Origin of the sequence: Lentzea sp. HUAS12 (assembly GCF_024125735.1) — a bacterium.
Taxonomy (GTDB): Bacteria; Actinomycetota; Actinomycetes; order Mycobacteriales; family Pseudonocardiaceae; genus Lentzea; species Lentzea albida.
The window spans coordinates 6,171,197-6,190,767 of the sequence record NZ_CP099738.1; the positions used below are offsets into that span (position 1 = coordinate 6,171,197).

At 69.2% G+C, this 19,571-nt stretch carries 20 protein-coding genes; 11 read left to right on the top strand and 9 right to left on the bottom strand.

Annotation, left to right across the window (positions count from 1 at the left end):
* The first annotated feature begins 30 nt into the window (after positions 1-30).
* The 4 genes from ND450_RS28070 to ND450_RS28085 are packed head-to-tail and all read left to right on the top strand — an operon-like array spanning position 31 to position 5,202.
* A complete protein-coding gene (locus ND450_RS28070) occupies positions 31-1,368 on the top strand; it encodes a 3' terminal RNA ribose 2'-O-methyltransferase Hen1 (protein ID WP_253321558.1) in 1,338 nt (445 codons plus the stop codon).
* Complete coding sequence (locus ND450_RS28075; RefSeq protein WP_253321559.1) at positions 1,368-3,836, top strand: polynucleotide kinase-phosphatase; 2,469 nt, start codon at positions 1,368-1,370, stop codon at positions 3,834-3,836. Before ND450_RS28070 ends, ND450_RS28075 begins: the two co-directional genes overlap by 1 nt.
* On the top strand, positions 3,833-4,447 hold the full coding sequence (locus tag ND450_RS28080) for a DNA polymerase beta superfamily protein (RefSeq protein ID WP_253321560.1): 615 nt from the start codon (positions 3,833-3,835) through the stop codon (positions 4,445-4,447). The genes ND450_RS28075 and ND450_RS28080 overlap by 4 nt, the downstream gene beginning before the upstream one ends.
* Positions 4,444-5,202 carry a DNA polymerase beta superfamily protein gene (locus tag ND450_RS28085; RefSeq protein WP_253321561.1) on the top strand — a complete coding sequence of 253 codons (759 nt, stop codon included), beginning with the start codon at positions 4,444-4,446 and terminating at the stop codon, positions 5,200-5,202. Before ND450_RS28080 ends, ND450_RS28085 begins: the two co-directional genes overlap by 4 nt.
* A gap of 364 nt (positions 5,203-5,566) precedes the next feature.
* On the opposite strand, the gene ND450_RS28090 is transcribed toward ND450_RS28085, so the two are convergent.
* Together ND450_RS28090 and mca are read right to left on the bottom strand one after the other, a co-directional pair.
* Positions 5,567-5,836 (bottom strand): hypothetical protein, encoded by a 270-nt coding sequence (locus tag ND450_RS28090; protein WP_371927425.1) that lies wholly within the window; start codon positions 5,834-5,836, stop codon positions 5,567-5,569.
* 2 nt (positions 5,837-5,838) lie between these two features.
* A complete protein-coding gene (mca, locus tag ND450_RS28095) occupies positions 5,839-6,708 on the bottom strand; it encodes a mycothiol conjugate amidase Mca (RefSeq protein ID WP_089909491.1) in 870 nt (289 codons plus the stop codon).
* Positions 6,709-6,804: 96 nt separating this feature from the next.
* Here mca and ND450_RS28100 point away from each other — a divergent pair, with 96 nt between their 5' ends.
* On the top strand, positions 6,805-7,227 hold the full coding sequence (locus tag ND450_RS28100; RefSeq protein ID WP_245785875.1) for a DUF4307 domain-containing protein: 423 nt from the start codon (positions 6,805-6,807) through the stop codon (positions 7,225-7,227).
* A 186-nt stretch (positions 7,228-7,413) separates the two neighbouring features.
* The gene (gene greA, locus ND450_RS28105) at positions 7,414-7,908 is read left to right on the top strand and encodes a transcription elongation factor GreA (RefSeq protein WP_176959919.1); all 495 of its coding nucleotides are present in this window, start codon (positions 7,414-7,416) and stop codon (positions 7,906-7,908) included.
* A gap of 28 nt (positions 7,909-7,936) precedes the next feature.
* On the opposite strand, the gene ND450_RS28110 is transcribed toward greA, so the two are convergent.
* The gene (locus ND450_RS28110) at positions 7,937-8,446 is read right to left on the bottom strand and encodes an Lrp/AsnC family transcriptional regulator (protein WP_089909485.1); all 510 of its coding nucleotides are present in this window, start codon (positions 8,444-8,446) and stop codon (positions 7,937-7,939) included.
* Between the two features lie 74 nt (positions 8,447-8,520).
* Here ND450_RS28110 and hppD point away from each other — a divergent pair, with 74 nt between their 5' ends.
* Positions 8,521-9,702 carry a 4-hydroxyphenylpyruvate dioxygenase gene (gene hppD / locus ND450_RS28115; protein WP_253321562.1) on the top strand — a complete coding sequence of 394 codons (1,182 nt, stop codon included), beginning with the start codon at positions 8,521-8,523 and terminating at the stop codon, positions 9,700-9,702.
* Positions 9,703-9,816: 114 nt separating this feature from the next.
* Positions 9,817-10,011, top strand: coding sequence for a hypothetical protein (locus ND450_RS28120; protein WP_143091439.1), 195 nt, complete (start codon positions 9,817-9,819; stop codon positions 10,009-10,011).
* A gap of 56 nt (positions 10,012-10,067) precedes the next feature.
* Here the strand turns inward: ND450_RS28120 and ND450_RS28125 are convergent, their stop codons facing one another.
* The 4 genes from ND450_RS28125 to ND450_RS28140 form a co-directional block, all read right to left on the bottom strand.
* A complete protein-coding gene (locus tag ND450_RS28125) occupies positions 10,068-11,213 on the bottom strand; it encodes a cystathionine gamma-synthase (protein ID WP_089910498.1) in 1,146 nt (381 codons plus the stop codon).
* 121 nt (positions 11,214-11,334) lie between these two features.
* Entirely contained in the window at positions 11,335-12,465 is a 1,131-nt protein-coding gene (locus ND450_RS28130; RefSeq protein ID WP_253328013.1) for an IS30 family transposase, read from the bottom strand.
* A gap of 168 nt (positions 12,466-12,633) precedes the next feature.
* The gene (locus tag ND450_RS28135; protein WP_089909477.1) at positions 12,634-13,746 is read right to left on the bottom strand and encodes an RDD family protein; all 1,113 of its coding nucleotides are present in this window, start codon (positions 13,744-13,746) and stop codon (positions 12,634-12,636) included.
* An 88-nt stretch (positions 13,747-13,834) separates the two neighbouring features.
* Positions 13,835-15,205, bottom strand: coding sequence for a cystathionine beta-synthase (locus ND450_RS28140; RefSeq protein ID WP_253321563.1), 1,371 nt, complete (start codon positions 15,203-15,205; stop codon positions 13,835-13,837).
* 117 nt (positions 15,206-15,322) lie between these two features.
* On the opposite strand from ND450_RS28140, the gene ND450_RS28145 reads away from it, so the two are divergent.
* From ND450_RS28145 to ND450_RS28155, 3 genes are all read left to right on the top strand, one after another.
* Complete coding sequence (locus tag ND450_RS28145; RefSeq protein WP_253321564.1) at positions 15,323-16,195, top strand: SGNH/GDSL hydrolase family protein; 873 nt, start codon at positions 15,323-15,325, stop codon at positions 16,193-16,195.
* 91 nt (positions 16,196-16,286) lie between these two features.
* The gene (locus ND450_RS28150) at positions 16,287-17,507 is read left to right on the top strand and encodes an acetyl-CoA C-acetyltransferase (protein ID WP_253321565.1); all 1,221 of its coding nucleotides are present in this window, start codon (positions 16,287-16,289) and stop codon (positions 17,505-17,507) included.
* Positions 17,508-17,668: 161 nt separating this feature from the next.
* Complete coding sequence (locus ND450_RS28155; protein ID WP_143091438.1) at positions 17,669-17,878, top strand: hypothetical protein; 210 nt, start codon at positions 17,669-17,671, stop codon at positions 17,876-17,878.
* Here the strand turns inward: ND450_RS28155 and ND450_RS28160 are convergent.
* Both ND450_RS28160 and ND450_RS28165 read right to left on the bottom strand, forming a co-directional pair.
* Complete coding sequence (locus ND450_RS28160; protein ID WP_253321566.1) at positions 17,875-18,285, bottom strand: GNAT family N-acetyltransferase; 411 nt, start codon at positions 18,283-18,285, stop codon at positions 17,875-17,877. The two genes, ND450_RS28155 and ND450_RS28160, sit on opposite strands and share 4 nt — an antisense overlap.
* A gap of 292 nt (positions 18,286-18,577) precedes the next feature.
* On the bottom strand, positions 18,578-19,384 hold the full coding sequence (locus ND450_RS28165; RefSeq protein WP_253321567.1) for a Bax inhibitor-1/YccA family protein: 807 nt from the start codon (positions 19,382-19,384) through the stop codon (positions 18,578-18,580).
* Positions 19,385-19,571 lie beyond the last annotated feature (187 nt).

Consider the following 19,571-nt stretch of genomic DNA (forward strand, 5'->3'; position numbering starts at 1 on the left):
ATCAGGCGACTCTCGATCAGACTCAGGCACGTGTTGCTCACCATGACCACGACGCACCAGCCGGCGACCGACCTCGGCCACCTGCTGCACAAGCATCCCGACCGGGCCCAGTCGTTCACGACGAGCTCGGGCGTCGCGCACGTCTTCTACCCGAAGGCGACGAACGAGGAATGCACGGTCGCCCTCCTGCTGGAGGTCGACCCCATCGCGCTCGTCCGAGGTCCCGGCAGCACGCTCACCCAATACGTCAACGACAGGCCGTACGCGGCCGGGTCCTTGCTCACGGTCGCGCTCGGCAGCGTCTTCCGCACCGCCATGAACGGCCGCAGCGACAGCTTCCCAGAGCTCGCGCGGACGCCGATCCCGCTGGTCGTCCGCGTCCCCGCGTTGCCTTACAAGCTCGCGGAGCGCCTGTTCACGCCGCTGGGCTGGGACGTCACGATCACCGCGCACGGCGACTCGCGCTACGGCGACGTGACGCTGACCGGCACGCAGAGGCTCAGCGACGCGTTGAAGCACCTCTACGTGCTGCTGCCCGTGCTCGACGGCGGCAAGCACTACTGGGTGGCGGCCGACGAGGTCGACAAGCTGCTCAAGGCCGGGGACGGCTGGCTGGCGCAGCACCCGGACAAGGAGCTGATCACCACCCGCTACCTCGCACGCAAGCGCCCGTTGATCACCTCCGCCCTGGAACGGCTCGCGGACGTCGACGAGGTCGAGCCCGAGGAGCTCGACAACGCCCTGGCCGAACCGAAGGTCTCCCTTGCGGCACAGCGCAAGGAGGCCGTGGTCGAGGCGCTGAAGCAGGCGCGGGCCAAGCGCGTGCTCGACCTCGGGTGCGGTGGCGGGGCGTTGTTGCGCGCTTTGGTCAACGAGCCCGAGTTCACCGAGATCCACGGTGTCGACGTGTCCGCGAAGGCGTTGCAGGAGGCCGCGCGCAAGCTGCGCCTCGACCGCATGGGCGAGCGGCAGCGCGAGCGGATCACGTTGCGGCAGTCGGCCTTGACGTACGCGGACACCGAACTGGCCGGCTTCGACGCGGCGGTGCTGATGGAGGTCGTCGAGCACGTCGACCCGTCGCGCCTGCCCGCGCTGGAGCACTCCGTGTTCACCGTCGCACGACCGGCGACCGTGCTGGTGACGACGCCGAACGTCGAGTACAACGCGCTGTTCGACACGTTGCCGCAGGGCCAGATGCGCCATGCGGACCACCGTTTCGAATGGACCCGGGCGGAGTTCCGGAAGTGGGCGGACGGCGTCGCGGAACGCCGCGGATACACCGTCCGGTACGTGCCGATCGGGCCGGAGGACGCCGAGCGCGGCGCGCCGACGCAGATGGCCGTGTTCAGCCTGGGGGAAGAAGTCTGATGGAGCTGAAGATCCCCGACCTGTGTCTCGTGGTGCTGGTCGGCGCCTCGGGTTCGGGCAAGTCGACGTTCGCGCGCAAGCACTTCCTGCCGACGCAGGTGCTGTCGAGCGACTACTTCCGCGGGCTCGTGTCCGACGACGAAAACGACCAGTCGGCTTCGGCGGCGGCGTTCGAGGCGCTGCACTTCGTGGCGCGCAAGCGGCTGGAGGCCGGGCGGGTCACCGTGGTCGACGCGACCAACGTGCAGCCGCAGGACCGCGCCCAGCTGGTCGAGGTCGCGAAGCGGGCGAACGTGCTGCCGGTCGCGATCGTGCTCGACACCCCGACGGAGGTGTGCCTGGCGCGCAACGCGCAGCGCCCCGACCGCGACTTCGGCGCGCACGTCGTGAAGCGGCACCGGGCGGCGTTGCGGCGGTCGTTGAAGTTCCTCGGCAAGGAGGGGTTCAAGCGCGTCCACGTGCTGCGCTCCGAGTCCGATGTGGACAACTCGACGATCGTGTACGAGCGGCTGCTCAACGACCTCCGGCACGAGACCGGGCCGTTCGACGTGTTCGGTGACGTGCACGGCTGCCGCGCGGAGCTGGAGGAGCTGCTGGTCGAGCTCGGCTACACCCTCGTGCGGGACGACGAGGGCCGCGCGGTCGACGCCGTGCCGCCGGGTGACCGCAAGGCCGTGTTCGTCGGCGACCTCGTCGACCGCGGCCCGGACTCGCCCGGTGTGCTGCGCCTGGTCATGGGCATGGTGGCGGCCGGGCACGCCCTGAGCGTGCGCGGGAACCACGAGGAGAAGTTCGTGCGGGCCATGCGCGGCCACAAGGTGACCGTCCGGCACGGGCTGGAGAAGTCGCTGGAGCAGTTCGCGCACGAGCCGGAGGAGTTCCGTCTGGCGGCGACGAGGTTCTGCGACGGACTGGTCGCGCACTACGTGCTGGACGGCGGGAACCTCGTCGTCGCGCACGCCGGGCTGCCCGAGCGCTACCACGGCCGTGCGTCCGCGAAGGTGCGCAGTTTCGCGCTGTACGGCGACACGACCGGCGAGACCGACGCGCACGGACTGCCGGTGCGCCTGCCGTGGGCGAACGACTACCGCGGCTCGGCGATGGTGCTGTACGGGCACGTCCTGACGCCCGAGGCGGAGTGGGTCAACAACACCATGTGCCTCGAGACGGGTGTGGTGTTCGGCGGGAAGCTGACCGCGTTGCGCTACCCGGAGAAGGAACTGGTCTCCGTGAAGGCGCACCAGGTCTGGTACGAGAACGACGCGCCGTTCCCGCCGAAGGCCGCCGAGCGAGCGCCGGACGTGCTGGCGCTGACCGACGTCACGGGCCTGCGCCGGATCGACACGTCGCTGATCGGCGCCGTGACGATCCGCGCGGAGCAGTCGGCGTCGGCGCTGGAGGTCATGAGCCGGTTCGCGATCGACCCGCACGAGCTGCTGTACCTGCCGCCGACGATGGCGCCCGTCGCGACCTCGCAGCGCGACGACGTGCTGGAGCACCCGGAGGAGGCGTTCGCGGAGTACCGGTCCGGCCGCGTGGATCAAGTGATCTGCGAGGAGAAGCACATGGGCTCGCGTGCGGTGTTGCTGGTGCGCAAGGTCGGTGGCGCGATCTACACGCGCACCGGACGCGCGTTCTTCGACGGCGAGCTGGGTACCGCGCTGCTGGACCGCGTGCGTGCGGCCTGCGGCGGGTTGTTCGCGGAGCTCGGCACGGACTGGCTGCTGATCGACGCCGAGCTGATGCCCTGGAACGCCAAGGCTTCCGGGCTGATCCGCGAGCAGTACGCGGCGGTGGGCGCGGCGGCCGGCGGTGTGTTGCCGGTGGCGGTCGACGTGTTGGAGGCGGCCGCTTCGCGCGGTGTGGACGTCGCGAACCTGTTGGGGCGCACCGCTCTTCGCGCCTCGAACGCGGCCGCGTACCGCTCGGCGTACGAGCGGTACTGCTGGCCGATCGACGGGCTGGAAGGTGTGCGGATCGCGCCGTTCCAGCTGCTCGCGGCGGAGGGGCGGACGTTCCACGACCGCTCGCACCTGTGGCACCTGGAGACCTTGGGGCGGCTGGAAGGACCGCTGTTCCAGCAGACCCGGCACCTCGTGGTGGACGTGAACGACCCCGCGCAGGTGGAAGCGGGCGTGCGGTGGTGGGAGGAGCTGACCGCGGAGGGGGGCGAGGGGATGGTCGTCAAGCCGCTGGCGAACCTCGGCGGGCGGGTGCAGCCGGGTGTGAAGGTGCGCGGGCGCGAGTACCTGCGGATCATCTACGGCCCGGACTACACGTCGCCGGAGAACCTCTCGCGGCTGCGCAAGCGTTCGCTGGGCCGCAAGCGCGGACTCGCCCTGCGCGAGTACGCCCTGGGCATCGAGGCGCTCGAACGCCTCGTGCGCGGCGAACCGCTGTGGCGGGTGCACGAGTGCGTCTTCGGCGTGCTCGCGCTGGAATCGGAACCGGTGGACCCACGACTGTGATCCTCGAAGTGGTGATCGGCTCGCACGCCTACGGGCTCGCGTCGCCGGAGTCCGATGTGGACAGACGCGGGGTGTTCGTCGCGCCCACGGAAGCGTTCTGGCGCTTCGACAAACCCCCGACCTCGGTCGAGGGACCCGATCCGGAACAGCTCAGCTGGGAGGTCGAGCACTTCTGCCGGCTGGGCCTGAAGTCGAACCCGACGGTGCTCGAGGCGCTGGTGAGCCCGTTGGTCGAGATCAGCACGCCGCTGGGGGAGGAACTGCGGGACCTGCTGCCCGCCTTCCTCTCCCGCTACGCCGTGCGGTCGTTCACGCGCGCGACGGAGATGCAGCTGTCGCGCGCGGGCCGCAACCTCAAGCCGAAGCAACTCATGCACGTCGTGCGGCTGCGGCTCGTGGGCCTGAACCTGCTGCGCACCGGCCGCTACGACATCGCGGCGGACCGGGCGCTGCTCGGGATCCGCGACGGCTCGATGCCCTGGGACGACGCCGTGGCGTGGGCGCACAGGCTGGGTTCCGAGATCTCGGCTGCCGAGGGACCGCTGCCGGAAGAGCCGGACCGGGCGCGGGTGGAGGACTGGTTGATGTCGGTGCGCAGGAGGATGTTGTGAGCTACGAGGTACCGGACCTCGGCGCGGTGGTCGCCGAGCAGTCGCACGACCTGCTGTTCGCGACGGTCTCCGGCGCGCACCTGTACGGCTTCCCGTCGCGCGACTCGGACGTGGACCTGCGCGGCGTGCACGTGCTGCCGCCGGCCGAGGTGCTGGGACTGCGGCACGGCCCGGAGACCAAGGAACGCATGTGGGTGCGCGACGGCGTCGAGATCGACCTCGTCACGCACGACGTGCAGAAGTTCTGCCGGCTCCTGGTCCGCCCCAACGGCTACGTGCTGGAGCAACTGCTCTCCCCGCTGGTCGTGCACACGACGGAGGCGCACGCGAAGCTGTCCGCGCTCGCCTTTGGGTGCCTGACCTCGCGGCACGGGCACCACTACCGCGGGTTCGCCGTGACGCAGTGGCGGCTGTTCGAGAAGACCGGCGAGATCAAACCGCTGCTGTACACGTTCCGCGCGCTGCTGACCGGCGTGCACCTGCTGCGCACCGGCGAGGTGGTCGCGCACCTGCCGACGCTGCTGGACCGGCTCGACGGACCCGCGTACCTGCCCGAGCTGATCGAGGCGAAGGTCCTCGGCGAGCACCGGGGGCTGGCCGGGGTTCCGGGACGGCCCGGGCCCGAGCGGCTGGAGGCGGACCTCGCGCACTGGCACGAGGAGTTGCGGCTGGCCCGGGAGGGCAGCGACCTGCCTTTGGAGCCGGTGGCGTTCGAGGAGGTCCACGACTTCGTCGTGGGGCTCCGGATGGGGTGACGCGAGCTGACGCGGGTGACACGCGTCGGTGCGGGCCGTGCCGGGCCGCGCTGTGCCAACGGGCGCTGTGCCAACGGGCGGGCGCGGGCCGGTGCGGTGCGGGCACGGGCTGAGCTGGTCCGGGCTGAGCTGGTCCGGACCGACCTTGCCCGAAAGCCGAGCCGACCTCGCCCGAAACCCTTCCGAGCCGCCCGCCCCCGCGCTTCCTCACCTTGCGGAACGAGCGAAGCGCGTCCGAGGTTCCCGCGTATCCACAGGCTAACAGTCCGAAGCATCACCGCAGGTCAAACCCACCACAGCCTGTGGACAACTCGCGATCATGCCAACCACGGACCCCGGCAGGCGACCAAGAAGCCCGACCGAACTAGTCCTTCTTGGGCGCGTCGGAGGCCGGCGCTTCCTTGGGAGCTTCCGCCGGCTCGTCGAAAGACGCCGGCAGCCCCTTGATGTGCTTGTTCATCGACTTCACGAGGAAGAACACCGCGATGAAGAAGACGATCAGCAGGACGAGGCCGACCGGGGAGGACTTGCCGAAGTCCTCGCCCTGGCCGCCCTTGTCGTTCTCGTTCGGGTTCGACGGCTGCACGGCGACGAGCGCCACCGTGCTGCCGAGGGAGAAGTCTGGGGAGAGCACCCCTAGACCTTAACTCCGGCGAACAGGTCGTTCTCCGGCAGCGTCGAGTCGACCTGGGAGCGGACGAGCTCGTACTCCTCGGTCGGCCAGATCTCGCGCTGCAGGTCCATCGGGATGGCGAACCAGCGGCTGGTCGGGTCGATCTGGGTGGCGTGGGCCTTGAGGGCCTCGTCGCGGACGTCGAAGTAGTCGGCGCACTCGACCTGGGTGGTGACGCGCTCCATGACGTCCGGGCGGTCGCTGTTCCAGTTCGCGAGCCACTCGGCGTACGGCGACTCCATGCCGCGGGCCTCCATGGCCTCGTGGAACGCGAGGATCTTGGCGCGGGAGAAGCCGTGGCCGTAGTAGACCTTCTGCGTTTCCCAGGCCTCGCCGAGTTCCGGCTTGTAGGAGGCGTCGGCGGCGGCGTCGAGGGCCGCCATCGAGATCTCGTGCGTGCGGATGTGGTCCGGGTGCGGGTAGCCGCCGTTCTCGTCGTAGGTGACGACTACGTGCGGGCGGAAGTCGCGGATGGCCTCCACCAGGGACGGCACCGACTCCTCCAGCGGCACGAGGGCGAAGCAGCCCTCGGGCAGTGGCGGCAGCGGGTCGCCCTCGGGCAGGCCCGAGTCCTTGAAGCCCAGCCAGCGGTGCTGGATGCCGAGGATCTTGGCCGCGGTGGCCATTTCCTGGCGGCGGACCTCGATGATGTTCTCGAGCACGTCCGGCTTGTCCATCGCCGGGTTGAGGATGCTGCCCGCGCCACCGTCGGTGCAGGTCACGACCATCACGTCGTGTCCTTCCGCGATGTAGCGAGCCATCGAGGCCGCGCCCTTGCTCGACTCGTCGTCGGGATGTGCGTGCACTGCCATAAGGCGCAGCTTGTCGGCCATGACCCCCGTGGTCCTCCTGTGTCAACGGTCCTGCGACACTCATCAACTGAACGTCGGGCACCATTGTTCCCCAGAGGCCGAGGAGGGCGCGGAGTAGTGGCACAGCGCGTGCTCCCCGAGGGGCGCTACAGCAAGCAGAACCGCAAGCCGCTGAGCAAGTGGGCGCGGTGGGCGTTACTCGCTGTAGCTGTCGCGGTGGGTGCCGTCATCGCCTTCGTCGGTTACCGAAATCTCGGCACAAAGCCGATCGAGGCGAAGCAGACCGCGTTCACCATCCTCGGCGACGACCAGGTGAAGGTCAGTTTCGAGGTTTCCCGCGATCAACCGGAGCGCGCCGCCGTCTGCATCATTCGGGCCCGATCACAGGACGGGGACGAAGCAGGTCGGCGTGAAGTTCTGGTGCCGCCGGGAAATGACGTCGTCGTCGAGACAACTGTTCTCCGCACCTCGAAGCCGCCGGTCACCGGCGAAGTGTTCGGGTGCTCCTACCAGGTTCCCGCCTACTTGTCCACGAGCTAGCGGCCAAGCGGGTGATCTGCGGTTTAAACGGCGAGATGCGGAACAAATCGCCGTCGCTGAACGTTGTCTCCGTGTTACTATTACAGCTCAAGCACGGCCCCGGCGCGGGCCGTGTTTTTCCGTTCCGGGCCACGGCCCGGGAACTATCTGGGGCACACGTGTGCACCAGAGCAAGACGAGGAGTTGGTGACCGTGAGCGACACCCAGGTGACCTGGCTGACCCAGGAGGCCTACGACCGGCTCAAGGCTGAGCTGGACGAACTGATCGCGTACCGCCCGGTCATGGCTGCCGAGATCAACGCTCGTCGCGAAGAGGGCGACCTCCGCGAGAACGGCGGCTACCACGCGGCTCGCGAGGAGCAGGGCAAGCAGGAGGCGCGCATCCGCCAGCTGCACGAGCTGCTCCAGGCCGCGAAGGTCGGCGAGGCTCCCACCACGAAGGGTGTCGCGGCACCGGGCACGGTGCTCACCATCCGCTACGAGGGTGACGACGAGACCGAGACCTTCCTGCTCGCGACCCGCGAAGAGGGCGCGCACGGCGAGATGGAGGTCTACTCGCCGGTTTCGCCGCTGGGCAAGGCCCTGAACGGCGCGAAGGACGGCGAGACCGTCGAGTACGAGCTGCCCAACGGCAAGCTCCAGAAGGTCACGCTCATCTCCGCGGTTCCTTACCAGGCGTAGTCACGCCACACGACGTGCGAAGGGCCGGTCACTTCGGTGGCCGGCCCTTCACGCGTTCCAGGAGGGGCCGCACGCGCGGGGGCACGGGTGTCGACAGGGCGATCGATGTCGAGAGCCTCCGGACGTGAGGAACGTCAACGATGTGATCGACCACGCGCTGCAGGTCGGAGTTCGACCGCGCGACCACGCGCACGAACAGGTCGCCCTGGCCGGTCGTCGCGTGCACCTCGCACACCTCGGGGATCGCGGCGAGACCGTCGCACACCTCGGCCCGTCGTCCCTGCGCGATCTCGACGACCGCGAACGCCGTGAGCCCGAACCCCATCGCGCCGAGGTCGAGCGCCGGCGGGAACCCGGTGAGCACGCCGCGTTCGACGAGCCGGTCGAGCCTGGCCTGCACGGTTCCCCGCGCGACCCCGAGCCGGCGCGAGCATTCGAGGACGCCCAGGCGGGGTTCGTCTGTCAAGAGCAGGAGCAGCCTGGCGTCCAACTCGTCCACGACCTGGTCAGAGTGCTCACTCTGTTGATCCGAAGGCATAGATCACTATACAAATTGTCCTGAGAAATCGCTGACTGTTGCTCACCCTGCTAGGTCGAATCATGCTGATGGGCATGACGCAGCAGCTTGACGACGTGAGCTACGACCAGCTCCGCCAGCTCGTGGGGTTGGTCGACTACGACGCGACCAAGGACCCCTTTCCTGTGCGCGCCATGGACGCCGTGGTGTTCGTCGCGGGCAACGCCACGCAGACCGCGTGGCTCTACCAGGTGGCGTTCGGCATGGAGCTCGTGGCCTACGCGGGCCCCGAGACCGGCCAGCGCACCCACAAGTCGTTCGTGCTGAAGTCGGGTTCGGCCCGCTTCGTGATCCACGGCGGCGTCACCCCGAACTCCGACCTCCTCGACCACCACCGCCGCCACGGCGACGGCGTCGTGGACCTCGCGCTCGAGGTCGGCGACGTCGACCAGTGCATCAAGCACGCCCGCGAGCAGGGCGCGACCGTCCTCGAAGAGCCGCACGACGTGTCCGACGAGCACGGCACCGTGCGCCTGGCCGCGATCGCGACGTACGGCGAGACCCGCCACACGCTCGTCGACCGCTCCAAGTACACCGGCCCCTACCTGCCCGGTTACGTCGCGCGCAGCTCGTCCGTGAAGCGTCCGGAAGGCGCCCCGAAGCGCCTGTTCCAGGCCGTCGACCACTGCGTCGGCAACGTCGAGCTCGGCAAGATGGACTACTGGGTCGAGTGGTACAACCGCGTCATGGGCTTCGTGAACATGGCGGAGTTCATCGGCGACGACATCGCCACGGACTACTCGGCGCTCATGTCGAAGGTCGTCTCCAACGGCAACCACCGCGTCAAGTTCCCGCTGAACGAGCCGGCGATCGCGAAGAAGAAGTCGCAGATCGACGAGTACCTCGAGTTCTACGAGGGCGCGGGCGTCCAGCACATCGCGCTGGCCACGAACGACATCATCAAGACCGTCACCGCCATGCGCGACGCGGGCGTCGAGTTCCTGGAGACCCCGGACTCCTACTACGACGACCCGGAGCTGCGTGCCCGCATCGGCGAGGTCCGCGTCCCGATCGAGACGCTGAAGGAGCACCGCATCCTCGTCGACCGCGACGAGGACGGCTACCTGCTGCAGATCTTCACGAAGCCGATCGGCGACCGCCCGACCGTCTTCTACGAACTGATCGAGCGCCACGGCTCCCTCGGCTTCGGCAAGGGCAACTTCAAGGCCCTCTTCGAGGCGATCGAACGCGAGCAGGAGCGGCGCGGCAACCTCTAGTGACGCCACTGGTGCCGATCCCCCGGTAGGCTGCCTTACGGGGGACTCACATCGGGTGGAGGTGGCATGGCATTCGCGCGACGCGTGGCCGCGGTAGTTCCGCTGGTAGGAGCCGTGACCACGGCTGTGGCACTGACCGGCGCGGCGTTCCTGACCGTGGCGCACGCGGGTTGTGACGAGGCCGGCCGCTTCGTCCGCACCGGCGACACGCTCCAGTTCGTCGGCGGCTGTGTGAACGGCGCCGAGCTACCGGCGGCACCGACGGCCGAGGCCGAGAACGTGGACAGGTTCGGCTCGAAGAAGCCGTGAGACGCAGGAAGGCCCCCTCCCAGCCGGGAGGGGGCCTTTCGCGTTGCGGGGAGTGCTCAGCCCAGCGCCTCGAGCAGGTCGGCCACCAGGTCGTCCCCGGACTCGATGCCCACCGACACGCGCACGAGATCCGCGGGCACCTCGAGCAGAGACCCGGAGGTGGACGCGTGCGTCATCTTCCCGGGGTGCTCGATCAACGACTCGACGCCGCCCAGCGACTCGGCCAGCGTGAACAGCTTCGTCCGGGCGCAGACCTCCAGCGCCGCGGCCTCGCCACCGTCGACGATGAACGACACCATGCCGCCGAAGCGGCTCATCTGCTTCGCCGCGACGACGTGGCCGGGGTGCGACTCCAGGCCGGGGTAGATGACCTTCTTGACCCGCGGGTGCCGGGTCAGGGCCTCGGCGACCAGCTCGGCGTTGTCCGAGTGCTTCTCCATGCGCAGCTGCAGCGTCTTGATGCCGCGCAGCGTCAGGTACGCGTCGAACGGGCCGGGCACCGCGCCCGCGCCGTTCTGCAGGAACCCGAACGCGGCGTCGATCTCCTCGTCGGAGGTGATCAGCGCGCCCCCGACGACGTCGGAGTGGCCGCCGACGTACTTGGTCGTCGAGTGCAGGACGACGTCGGCGCCGAGCTCCAGCGGGGTCTGCAGGGCGGGTGAGGCGAACGTGTTGTCGACGACCAGCTTGGCGCCGGCGCCGTGGGCGACGGAGGCGATGGCCGCGATGTCGCCGATGTTCAGCAGCGGGTTGGTGGGGGTCTCGATCCACACCAGCTTGGTCTCGGGGCGGATGGCCGCGCGGATCGCGTCGACGTCCGAGACGGGGGCCGGGGAGTGGGTGACGCCCCACTGCGAGAAGACCTTGTCGATCAGGCGGAACGTGCCGCCGTAGGCGTCGTTCGGGATGACGATGTGGTCGCCGGGCTTGAGGAACGTGCGCAGCGCGGCGTCGGTGGCGCCCATGCCGGAGGAGAACGCACGGCCGTAGCGGCCGCGTTCGAGCGACGCGAGGCAGGTCTCCAGCGCGCGGCGGGTCGGGTTGCCGGTCCTCGAGTACTCGAAGCCCTCCCGCAGGCCGCCCACGCCGTCCTGGGCGTACGTGGAGGTCGCGTAGATGGGGACGTTCACCGCGCCCGTCGTCGGGTCCGGGTCCTGACCGGCGTGAATCGCCCTGGTGGCGAAGCCGTATGGCGTGCTCATGTCCGAAGGGTACTCACCCGTCTGGCGGTCGACGGCCGCAGTCCACGTCGTGAACACCCCGGAAAAGACGGAGCCCCCGGCCACCTGGGGTGCTTTCAAGGGGTCGTTGCAACACAGATGGCTAACTGGCTTCGGTCAGGAGCTTAACGAGACGCTCGGCTGGGTTGTCCCAGCCGAGCGTTTTGCGTGGGCGGCCGTTGAGTCGTGCGGCGATCATGTTGAGGTGTTCGGCGCTGTGGACCGAGAGGTCGGTGCCTTTGGGGAAGTACTGGCGCAGCAGGCCGTTGGTGTTCTCGTTGCTGCCGCGTTGCCAGGGTGAGTGCGGGTCGCAGAAGTAGACCGGCAGGCCCGCGGCGGTGCTGAACTGGTGGTGCAGAGCCATTTCCGTGCCCTGGTCCCAGGTCAGGGAGCGTTTCAGCTCGGCGGGCAGGGTGGCGATGGTGGCGGCCAGGGCGTCACGGACGGTCTCGGCGGTCCGGTCGCCGGGCAGGTGCACGAGCATCACGTAGCGAGTCGCGCGTTCAACCAGGGTACCGATCTGGGATTTCTGGTCCTTGCCGATGATCAGATCGCCTTCCCAGTGTCCAGGGACGGCCCGGTCCTCGGCTTCGGCGGGACGGTCACTGATCATCACCATCGGCGCGATGAACCGGGAAGCACGCTGATCGGACCTGGTCTGGGGCTTGCGATAGGTGCGGCCGGTGCGCAACGCCCGTGTCAGCTCGCGCCGCAACTCACCGCGGCCTTGGACGTAGAGGGCTTGATAGATGGTCTCGTGCGACACCCGCATCTCCGGCCGGTCGGGAAACTCCCGCCGCAGGCTACGGCTGATCTGCTCCGGGCTCCATTCCAGCCCCAGCCACCCCTGAACGACCTCGCGCAACTCCGGGCAAGCGGCCAGTTTCCCGCCCTTCGGACGAGCCCGTCGCGCATCCGCACGAGACTGCGCGGCATGCGGCCGATAATCGCCACTGACCTGGTGAGAGTTGCGTTTGAGTTCCCGGCTGATCGTCGAGGGCGGCCGGCCCAGCTCGACCGCGATCGCCCGCACCGTCACCCTGGCCCGCCGCAGATCCGCGATCACGATCCGCTCGTCCTCGGTCAGGAAACGAGACGAGGTCCCGTCCACCCGCACCGTCTTGCGCGCTGGTGGACGAGACCTCTTCACACGGCCTTCCGGCCGTCCTCGACGCCACTCACGCCCGGTCCGCTCGTTGACCCCCACGACCCGGCACGCCTGAGTGTTGCTCATCCCCTGATCCATCAGGGAAAGGTAAAGCTCCCGCTCACGTACCAGCTTCTTCCGGCCCTGCGGCCCCCGATCGCTCCGGATCTCGAAGTCCACCGCAACCCCTCAACTCAGGTGTTGCAACGACCACTTGAACCCAAGTGGAGGTGACCGGGGGCTGCGCCGTTGGCTCTACCAGCCCTGCTGCTGACCGCCGTAGCCCTGCTGCGGGGGCTGGCCGTAGCCGCCCTGCTGGGGCTGCTGCGGGTAGCCGCCGGTGTTCGGCTGCTGCGGGTAACCGCCGGTGCCGGGTTGCTGCGGGTAACCGCCGCCGTAGGCCGCGGTTCCCGGCCAGTTGATGACGACCGTGCCGCAGATCTTGTCGGAGTAGGTCTCCTTCTTCGGCTGGTTCCACAACGGCGCGAGGTAGTTGATCAGCGCACCGATGCCGCAGAGCAGGCCGAAGGCGTAGTTCAGGAGCAGGCGGAGGAACGCGACGCCACCGCCGGGCGGCTGCTGCGTGTCCTCCTTGATGACCTTGATCTTCGCGACCTTCTTGCCGATCGACTGCCCCGTGGAACCGCCCTTGAGGACCGTGTTCCAGATGAAGAAGCCGAACAGGCCGCCGTAGCCGACGACGTAGGCGATCAGCACGAACAGGCCCGCCGAGGACGGGTCACCCGTGCTCGCGCCGATCCCGGCGACGAGGCCGATGATCAGGCCGGCGACGAGGCCGGGGGCGGCGTAGTCGATCAGGCCGGCGACCGCGCGCGAACCCCACTCGGCGTAGCCGGTGGGAGGCTGCGGGGCACCGCCGTAGGCGGGCTGGCCGTAGCCGCCGGGCTGGCCGTACGCACCCGCGGCCGGCTGGCCGTACGGGTTCGACTGCGGCGCGCCGTAGGGCTGCTGCGGCTGACCGTACGCACCCGCGGCCGGCTGGCCGTACGGGTTCGACTGCGGTGCGCCGTACGGCTGCTGCTGCGGCGCGCCGTAGGCCGGCGGCTGCTGCGGCGGTGCGCCGTACGGAGGCGGCGGCTGCTGGGCGGGGAACCCGCCGGAGCCGGGGCCCTGCGCGGGGAAGCCACCCGAGGAGGGCGGCGTCTGCCCGGGGCTGACGACCTGGGTGGCGTCCGCGTTCTGCTGCGGTGCGGCAGGAGCCTGTCCCGGCGAGACGACCTGCGTCGCGTCCGGGTTGGGGTTCGCCGCTGACGGCTGGCCACCTCCCGGGACGATCTGCGTTGCGTCCGCGTTGGGCTCCTGCGGCTGACCGCCGAACGGATTTCCTGGCGGCTGCGGAGCGTTCATCCGGTTTCCAACCCCCTTGGCTGGGCCGTGTACGAGTGAGACTGGTGTTGATCGGGCGTCACGCTATCGGACGCACGGGGTTCCACGCTCAGCGACCAGCCAAGAAGCCCAGAATGTCCTGCCGCGTGACGACGCCGGCGGGCTTGCCGTCCTCGAGCACGAGGGCCGCGTCGGCGTGTGACAGAGCGTTCATGGCGATGCCGACGGGCTCGCCGGCGCCGAGGGTCGGCAGCGGCGGCGACATGTGCTTGTCGAGGCGGTCCGACAGCTGCGCCTTGCCGGTGAACAGCGCGTCGAGCAGGTCGCGCTCGTTGACCGCGCCCGCGACCTCGGCGGCCATGACCGGCGGTTCGGCGTTGACGACGGGCATCTGCGAGACGCCGAACTCGCGCAGGATCGCGACGGCGTCACCGACGGTCTCGTTGGGGTGGGCGTGCACGAGGTCGGGGAGCATGCCGCCCTTGCGGCGCAGCACGTCGCCGACGGTGGCGCCGGTCGAGTCGGGCGGCAGGAAGCCGTAGGAGGCCATCCAGCGGTCGTTGAAGACCTTGGACAGGTAGCCGCGGCCGCCGTCGGGGAGGATCACGACGACGACGGCGTCCTCGGGCAGGTCGCGGGCGATGCGCAGCGCCGCGGCGGCGGCCATGCCGCAGGAGCCGCCGACGAGCAGGCCCTCCTCGCGGGCGAGGCGGCGGGTGATGTCGAACGAGTCGGCGTCGGAGACCTCGACGATCTGGTCGGCGACGGTCTTGTCGTAGGCCTCGGGCCAGAAGTCCTCGCCGACGCCCTCGACGAGGTACGGGCGGCCGGTGCCGCCGGAGTAGACGGAGCCCTCCGGGTCGGCGCCGACGACCGTCACGGCGCCGTTCGAGATCTCCTTGAGGTAGCGGCCGGTGCCGGAGATCGTGCCGCCGGTGCCGACGCCGGCGACGAAGTGCGTGATCCTGCCTTCGGTCTGGCGCCAGATCTCGGGGCCGGTCTGGTGGTAGTGGCTCGCCGGGTTCTCCGGGTTGGAGTACTGGTCGGGCTTCCACGCGCCGGGGATCTCGCGGACCAGCCGGTCGGAGACGTTGTAGTAGGAGTCCGGGTGCTCGGGCGCGACGGCGGTCGGGCACACCACGACCTCGGCGCCGTAGGCCTTGAGGACGTTGCGCTTGTCCTCGCTGACCTTGTCCGGGCAGACGAACACGCACTTGTAGCCCTTGCGCTGGGCGACGAGGGCGAGTCCGACGCCGGTGTTGCCGGACGTGGGCTCGACGATCGTGCCGCCGGGCTTGAGCTCACCGGAGCGCTCGGCCGCCTCGACCATGCGCAGCGCGATGCGGTCCTTCACGCTGCCGCCGGGGTTCAGGTACTCGACCTTCGCCAGCACCGTGGCCTTGATGCCCGTCGTCAGCGAGTTGAGCTTGACCAGCGGCGTGTTGCCGACCAGATCGACGACGTGTTCGACGTACTCCACCGGTATCTACTCCCCTGCTCCCACTCTCCGAGATAGCGGGACGAAGCGTAGCTCTAGTGGCTGCGGAGGTTGATTCGAACAGCGCGGCCGACGATTCCGGGGAAGGAGGTGGCGCGGATGATCGGGCTGAGAACGCTGCGCGCGGTGGCGATGACCGCCGCGACGCTCGGAGGGCTGTCCGGTGCGCTGGTCGGCCTGCTGACGGAGCAGGGAAGACGTGCTCGGGTGGCCATCGGCGTGCTGGAGCACCTGTGGCCGGCGCCGGACGGCGTGTACCTCGACGACGGCGGCGACCCGGTGCGGCTGGCGGTGCTCGGCGACTCGATGGCGGTGGGGGTCGGTGTGACCCATCCCTCGCAGATGCCGGGCGTGTTGCTGGCGGAGGCGCTGGCGGAGGAGGCGGGGCGGCCGGTGCGCCTGTCGACGTACGCCGTGAGCGGGTCGACCACGCGTGACCTGGTGCCGCAGGTCGACGCGGCCGTGCGGGACGCGCCGCAGGTCGCGTTGATCATCATCGGCGCGAACGACGTGACGTCGCGGATGGGGACCGGCGAGTCGGCGCGACTGCTGGCCGAGCAGGTGCGCAGGCTGCGCGCGGTCGGGTGCGGCGTGGTCGTCGGCACGTGCCCGGACCTCGGGACCGTGCGGCCGATCGCGCAGCCGTTGCGGGCGATCGGGCACCGCTACAGCGTGCGTCTCGCGGCCGCGCAGACGGTCGCCGTGCGCCGGGCGGGTGGTGTTCCGGTGTCGCTGGGGAACCTGCTGGCGCCGGAGTTCATGGCGCGGCACACCGACATGTTCAGCTCGGACCGGTTCCACCCCAGTGCGGCGGGCTACGAGGCGGCTGCGGGCGTGCTGCTGGCGCCGTTGTGCCAGGTCGCCGGCCTGTGGGCGGGGTGGACCGGGCCGAGCACGCCGATCCGGTCCGCGGCGGCGCTGGCGATGCGGCCGTCACGCGTGCCGGCGTGGCTGCAGAAGCGGCACGTGTGAGTTTCGGAATGCTCGTCACTCGCGCTGGCCGGGGTGAGCGGCCGTTAACTAGGCTCGACGGCGACTTTGACTCTCAACGAGGAGTTCCGTGATGCCTGAGGCCGTGATCGTCTCCGCTGCCCGCTCCCCCATCGGCCGCGCGGGCAAGGGCTCGCTGAAGGACGTCCGTCCCGACGACCTGGTGGCACGGATGATCCGCGCGGCACTGGACAAGGTGCCGCAGCTCGACCCCGCGCAGATCGACGACCTGATGCTCGGCTGCGGCCTCCCCGGCGGCGAGCAGGGCTTCAACATGGCGCGCGTCGTGTCCGTGCTGCTGGGCTACGACAACCTGCCCGGCACGACCGTCACCCGGTACTGCGCCTCGTCGCTGCAGACCACCCGCATGGCCCTGCACGCCATCAAGGCGGGCGAGGGCGACGTGTTCATCTCGGCCGGTGTCGAGACCGTGTCGCGGTTCGCCAAGGGCAGCTCCGACTCGTGGCCCGACACGCACAACCCGCTGTTCGCCGAGGCCGAGGCGCGCACCGCCGCCACGAAGGCCGCCGGCGCCGAGGAGTGGGTCGACCCGCGCACGCTGGACGTCGTCCCGGACGTCTACATCCCCATGGGCGAGACCGCCGAGAACCTGGCTCTGCTCAAGGGGATCTCGCGCCAGGAGATGGACGAGTTCGGCGTCCGCTCGCAGAACCTCGCCGAGAAGGCCATCGCGGACGGCTTCTGGGCCCGCGAGATCACGCCGGTCGAACTGCCCGACGGCACCGTGGTCTCCGCCGACGACGGCCCGCGCGCCGGCGTCACCTACGAGGCCGTCTCCCAGCTGAAGCCGGTCTTCCGCCCGAACGGCCGGATCAACGCGGGCAACTGCTGCCCTCTCAACGACGGCGCCGCGGCCCTCGTGATCATGTCCGACACGAAGGCCCGCGAACTCGGCCTCACTCCGCTCGCCCGCATCGTGTCGACCGGCGTCTCGGGCCTGTCGCCGGAGATCATGGGCCTCGGCCCGGTCGAGGCCTCGAAGCGCGCGCTGGCGCTCGCGGGCCTGTCGGTCTCCGACATCGACCTCGTGGAGATCAACGAGGCGTTCGCCGCCCAGGTCATCCCGTCCTACCAGGACCTCGGCATCGACCTGGACCGCCTGAACGTCAACGGTGGCGCCATCGCCGTCGGCCACCCGTTCGGCATGACCGGTGCCCGCATCACCACGACCCTGATCAACTCGCTGCAGTTCCACGACAAGCAGTTCGGTCTCGAGACCATGTGCGTCGGCGGCGGCCAGGGCATGGCGATGGTCATCGAGCGCCTGAGCTGACCATTCGTCAAGATCTGCAAATTGACGCCTGCAAGTAGCTCCGCTTCACCCGAACGGAGCTACTTGCCTGCCCCCTTTCCGCCGATGAGACAAACATCGCTCAATGGCGTCATCAGGCGAGGGGAAGTCCGTCCCTACCGATGAGCAAGGAGGGGCCGGACATGCCGTACGTGTGGTGGCAAAGCGAATACGACCTGCAATGCCACGCTTTCTCTCTCGATCAAGCCGATGGGTCGCGCAGCTTTTACGAGGCCGTGTGCGAACATTCGGTTCCCGACGAACGCGTCTCGCGCGCCCAGGCCGGTGCGTTGTGCACCGACTGCCTGATCAAGGTGGGCAGCGACCTGCCGGACGTGCGCTGGCGGGTCTAGCGCCGCCACATCCCGACTGAGTCCGGTGCGCTCTCCACGAAGCCGTGTCGTGCGTAGAGACGACGGCCGGGCGGGTCGGCGAGCAGGCTCACGAGCGCGCCTGGTGCTGTCTCGTGGATCTTCGCGAGCAGCGCGGTCAGGATCGCGTCACCCAGGCCTTTGCGCTGGTGCTCGGGCAGCACCGCCATGTCGATGACGACGAAGTACGTGCCTCCGTCACCGACCACGCGGCCCATGCCCGCGGTTTCGCCTGATTCCACGTGAATGACACTTGCGCTGGCCCATGCGCCGGTGAGGCCCTTTTCGGCTTCTTCGCGAGGGCGTTCGCTCAGTCCTGATTCTTTGCGCAGGCGCTGGTAGTCGTCGAGCGACGGTGGTTCCAGGACAAGCCGATATGCGGTGTCCACGCATTCCCCCTCAGTTGTGCGCGTTGTTCGTGCGATGACGGTAGAGGGCGATTCGCGCCTCCTTGGTCCGCAAGGGCGACCGGATCGACGGCACACCACCCGCTCACCGTCGATTCGGAACATCTCAGTCAGTTCCTCGACAAGCTCGGCCACAGGCGGTCGCAGCAGAGCGGAACCGTCCTCGGATCATGCCGATCACGGCGGCGTCACGAGGTTCGGCGGGCCTCGTCCCCGCCGAACGCCGAAGGGGCGCCCCGCCGCAGCGGAACGCCCCTCCAGCACACCCGAAGCGTCAGTCCGAGTTGAAGTACGACAGCAGGCGCAGGATCTCGGTGTACAGCCACACCAGGGTGACCGTGAGACCGAACGCGATCTGCCACGCGAACTTGGCCGGCACGCCGGCGCGGATCGCCTGGTCGGCGGCGTCGAAGTCGATCAGGAAGCTGAACGCCGCGAGGCCGATGCAGACGAGGCTGAAGATGATCGCGAGCGGACCACCGTTGCGCAGGCCGAGGCCGCCGTCGGTGAAGAAGCTCATGATCAGGTTGAAGAGCATGAGGACACCGACGCCGATGAGCGCGCCGACGATCCACTTGGTGAACTTCGGCGTGACGCGGACGGCGCCCGTCTTGTAGACGACGAGCATGCCGGCGAAGACACCGATCGTGCCGATGATCGCCTGACCGATGACCACCACGCCCTGTCCGGGCTTGTTGGTCATGCCGTCGATCATGTTGCCGATGATGCCGCTGAACGCGCCGAGGAAGATGCCCTCGACGGCCGCGTAGGCGATGACCAGCGGCGGGCTCGGCATGCGCTTGAACGTGATGATCAGCGCGAGCACGAGGCCGATGATCGCGGCCGGGAACAGCAGGAACCACGCCTGCATGAGGTAGGTGACGACGGCGGTCGCGGCCACCACGGCGAGCGTGATGCCCGTCTTGGTAACGACGTCGTCGATCGTCATCGGCCGCTCGCTGGTCAGCGGCGGCGGGGCCTGCTGGTAGCCAGCCTGTTCTGGCTGGCCGAAGCCTGCGTAGCCTCCGTACCCGCCGCCGGTCGGCAGGTTACGGAAAGCCGGGTTGCTGCTCGAGCGCACCTGGTCCTCCTGGGGCGTTGCTTTACGCCGTCACGGGGTACAACGAGCACGCTCGGTGCCATGTTCCCCGTCGGTAAAGGCGACTTTACCCCCGACGACGATCACACGTGCGCAAATACTGCGGTAACTCCGGAGCGTTATGAGACTGCGGCGTGTCGCGGCGTGTCTTCCACCGCAGACGTAAGCC

What these genes read in the sequence shown, in the direction of transcription:
- ND450_RS28075 (WP_253321559.1), top strand. Translation starts at nt 1,368, where the DNA reads ATGGAGCTGAAGATCCCCGACCTGTGTCTCGTGGTGCTGGTCGGCGCC.
- mca (WP_089909491.1), bottom strand. Translation starts at nt 6,708, where the DNA reads ATGGCCGACAAGCTGCGCCTTATGGCAGTGCACGCACATCCCGACGAC.
- ND450_RS28110 (WP_089909485.1), bottom strand. Translation starts at nt 8,446, where the DNA reads ATGCCTTCGGATCAACAGAGTGAGCACTCTGACCAGGTCGTGGACGAG.
- hppD (WP_253321562.1), top strand. Translation starts at nt 8,521, where the DNA reads ATGACGCAGCAGCTTGACGACGTGAGCTACGACCAGCTCCGCCAGCTC.
- ND450_RS28125 (WP_089910498.1), bottom strand. Translation starts at nt 11,213, where the DNA reads ATGAGCACGCCATACGGCTTCGCCACCAGGGCGATTCACGCCGGTCAG.
- ND450_RS28130 (WP_253328013.1), bottom strand. Translation starts at nt 12,465, where the DNA reads ATGAGCAACACTCAGGCGTGCCGGGTCGTGGGGGTCAACGAGCGGACC.
- ND450_RS28135 (WP_089909477.1), bottom strand. Translation starts at nt 13,746, where the DNA reads ATGAACGCTCCGCAGCCGCCAGGAAATCCGTTCGGCGGTCAGCCGCAG.
- ND450_RS28145 (WP_253321564.1), top strand. Translation starts at nt 15,323, where the DNA reads ATGATCGGGCTGAGAACGCTGCGCGCGGTGGCGATGACCGCCGCGACG.
- ND450_RS28150 (WP_253321565.1), top strand. Translation starts at nt 16,287, where the DNA reads ATGCCTGAGGCCGTGATCGTCTCCGCTGCCCGCTCCCCCATCGGCCGC.
- ND450_RS28155 (WP_143091438.1), top strand. Translation starts at nt 17,669, where the DNA reads ATGCCGTACGTGTGGTGGCAAAGCGAATACGACCTGCAATGCCACGCT.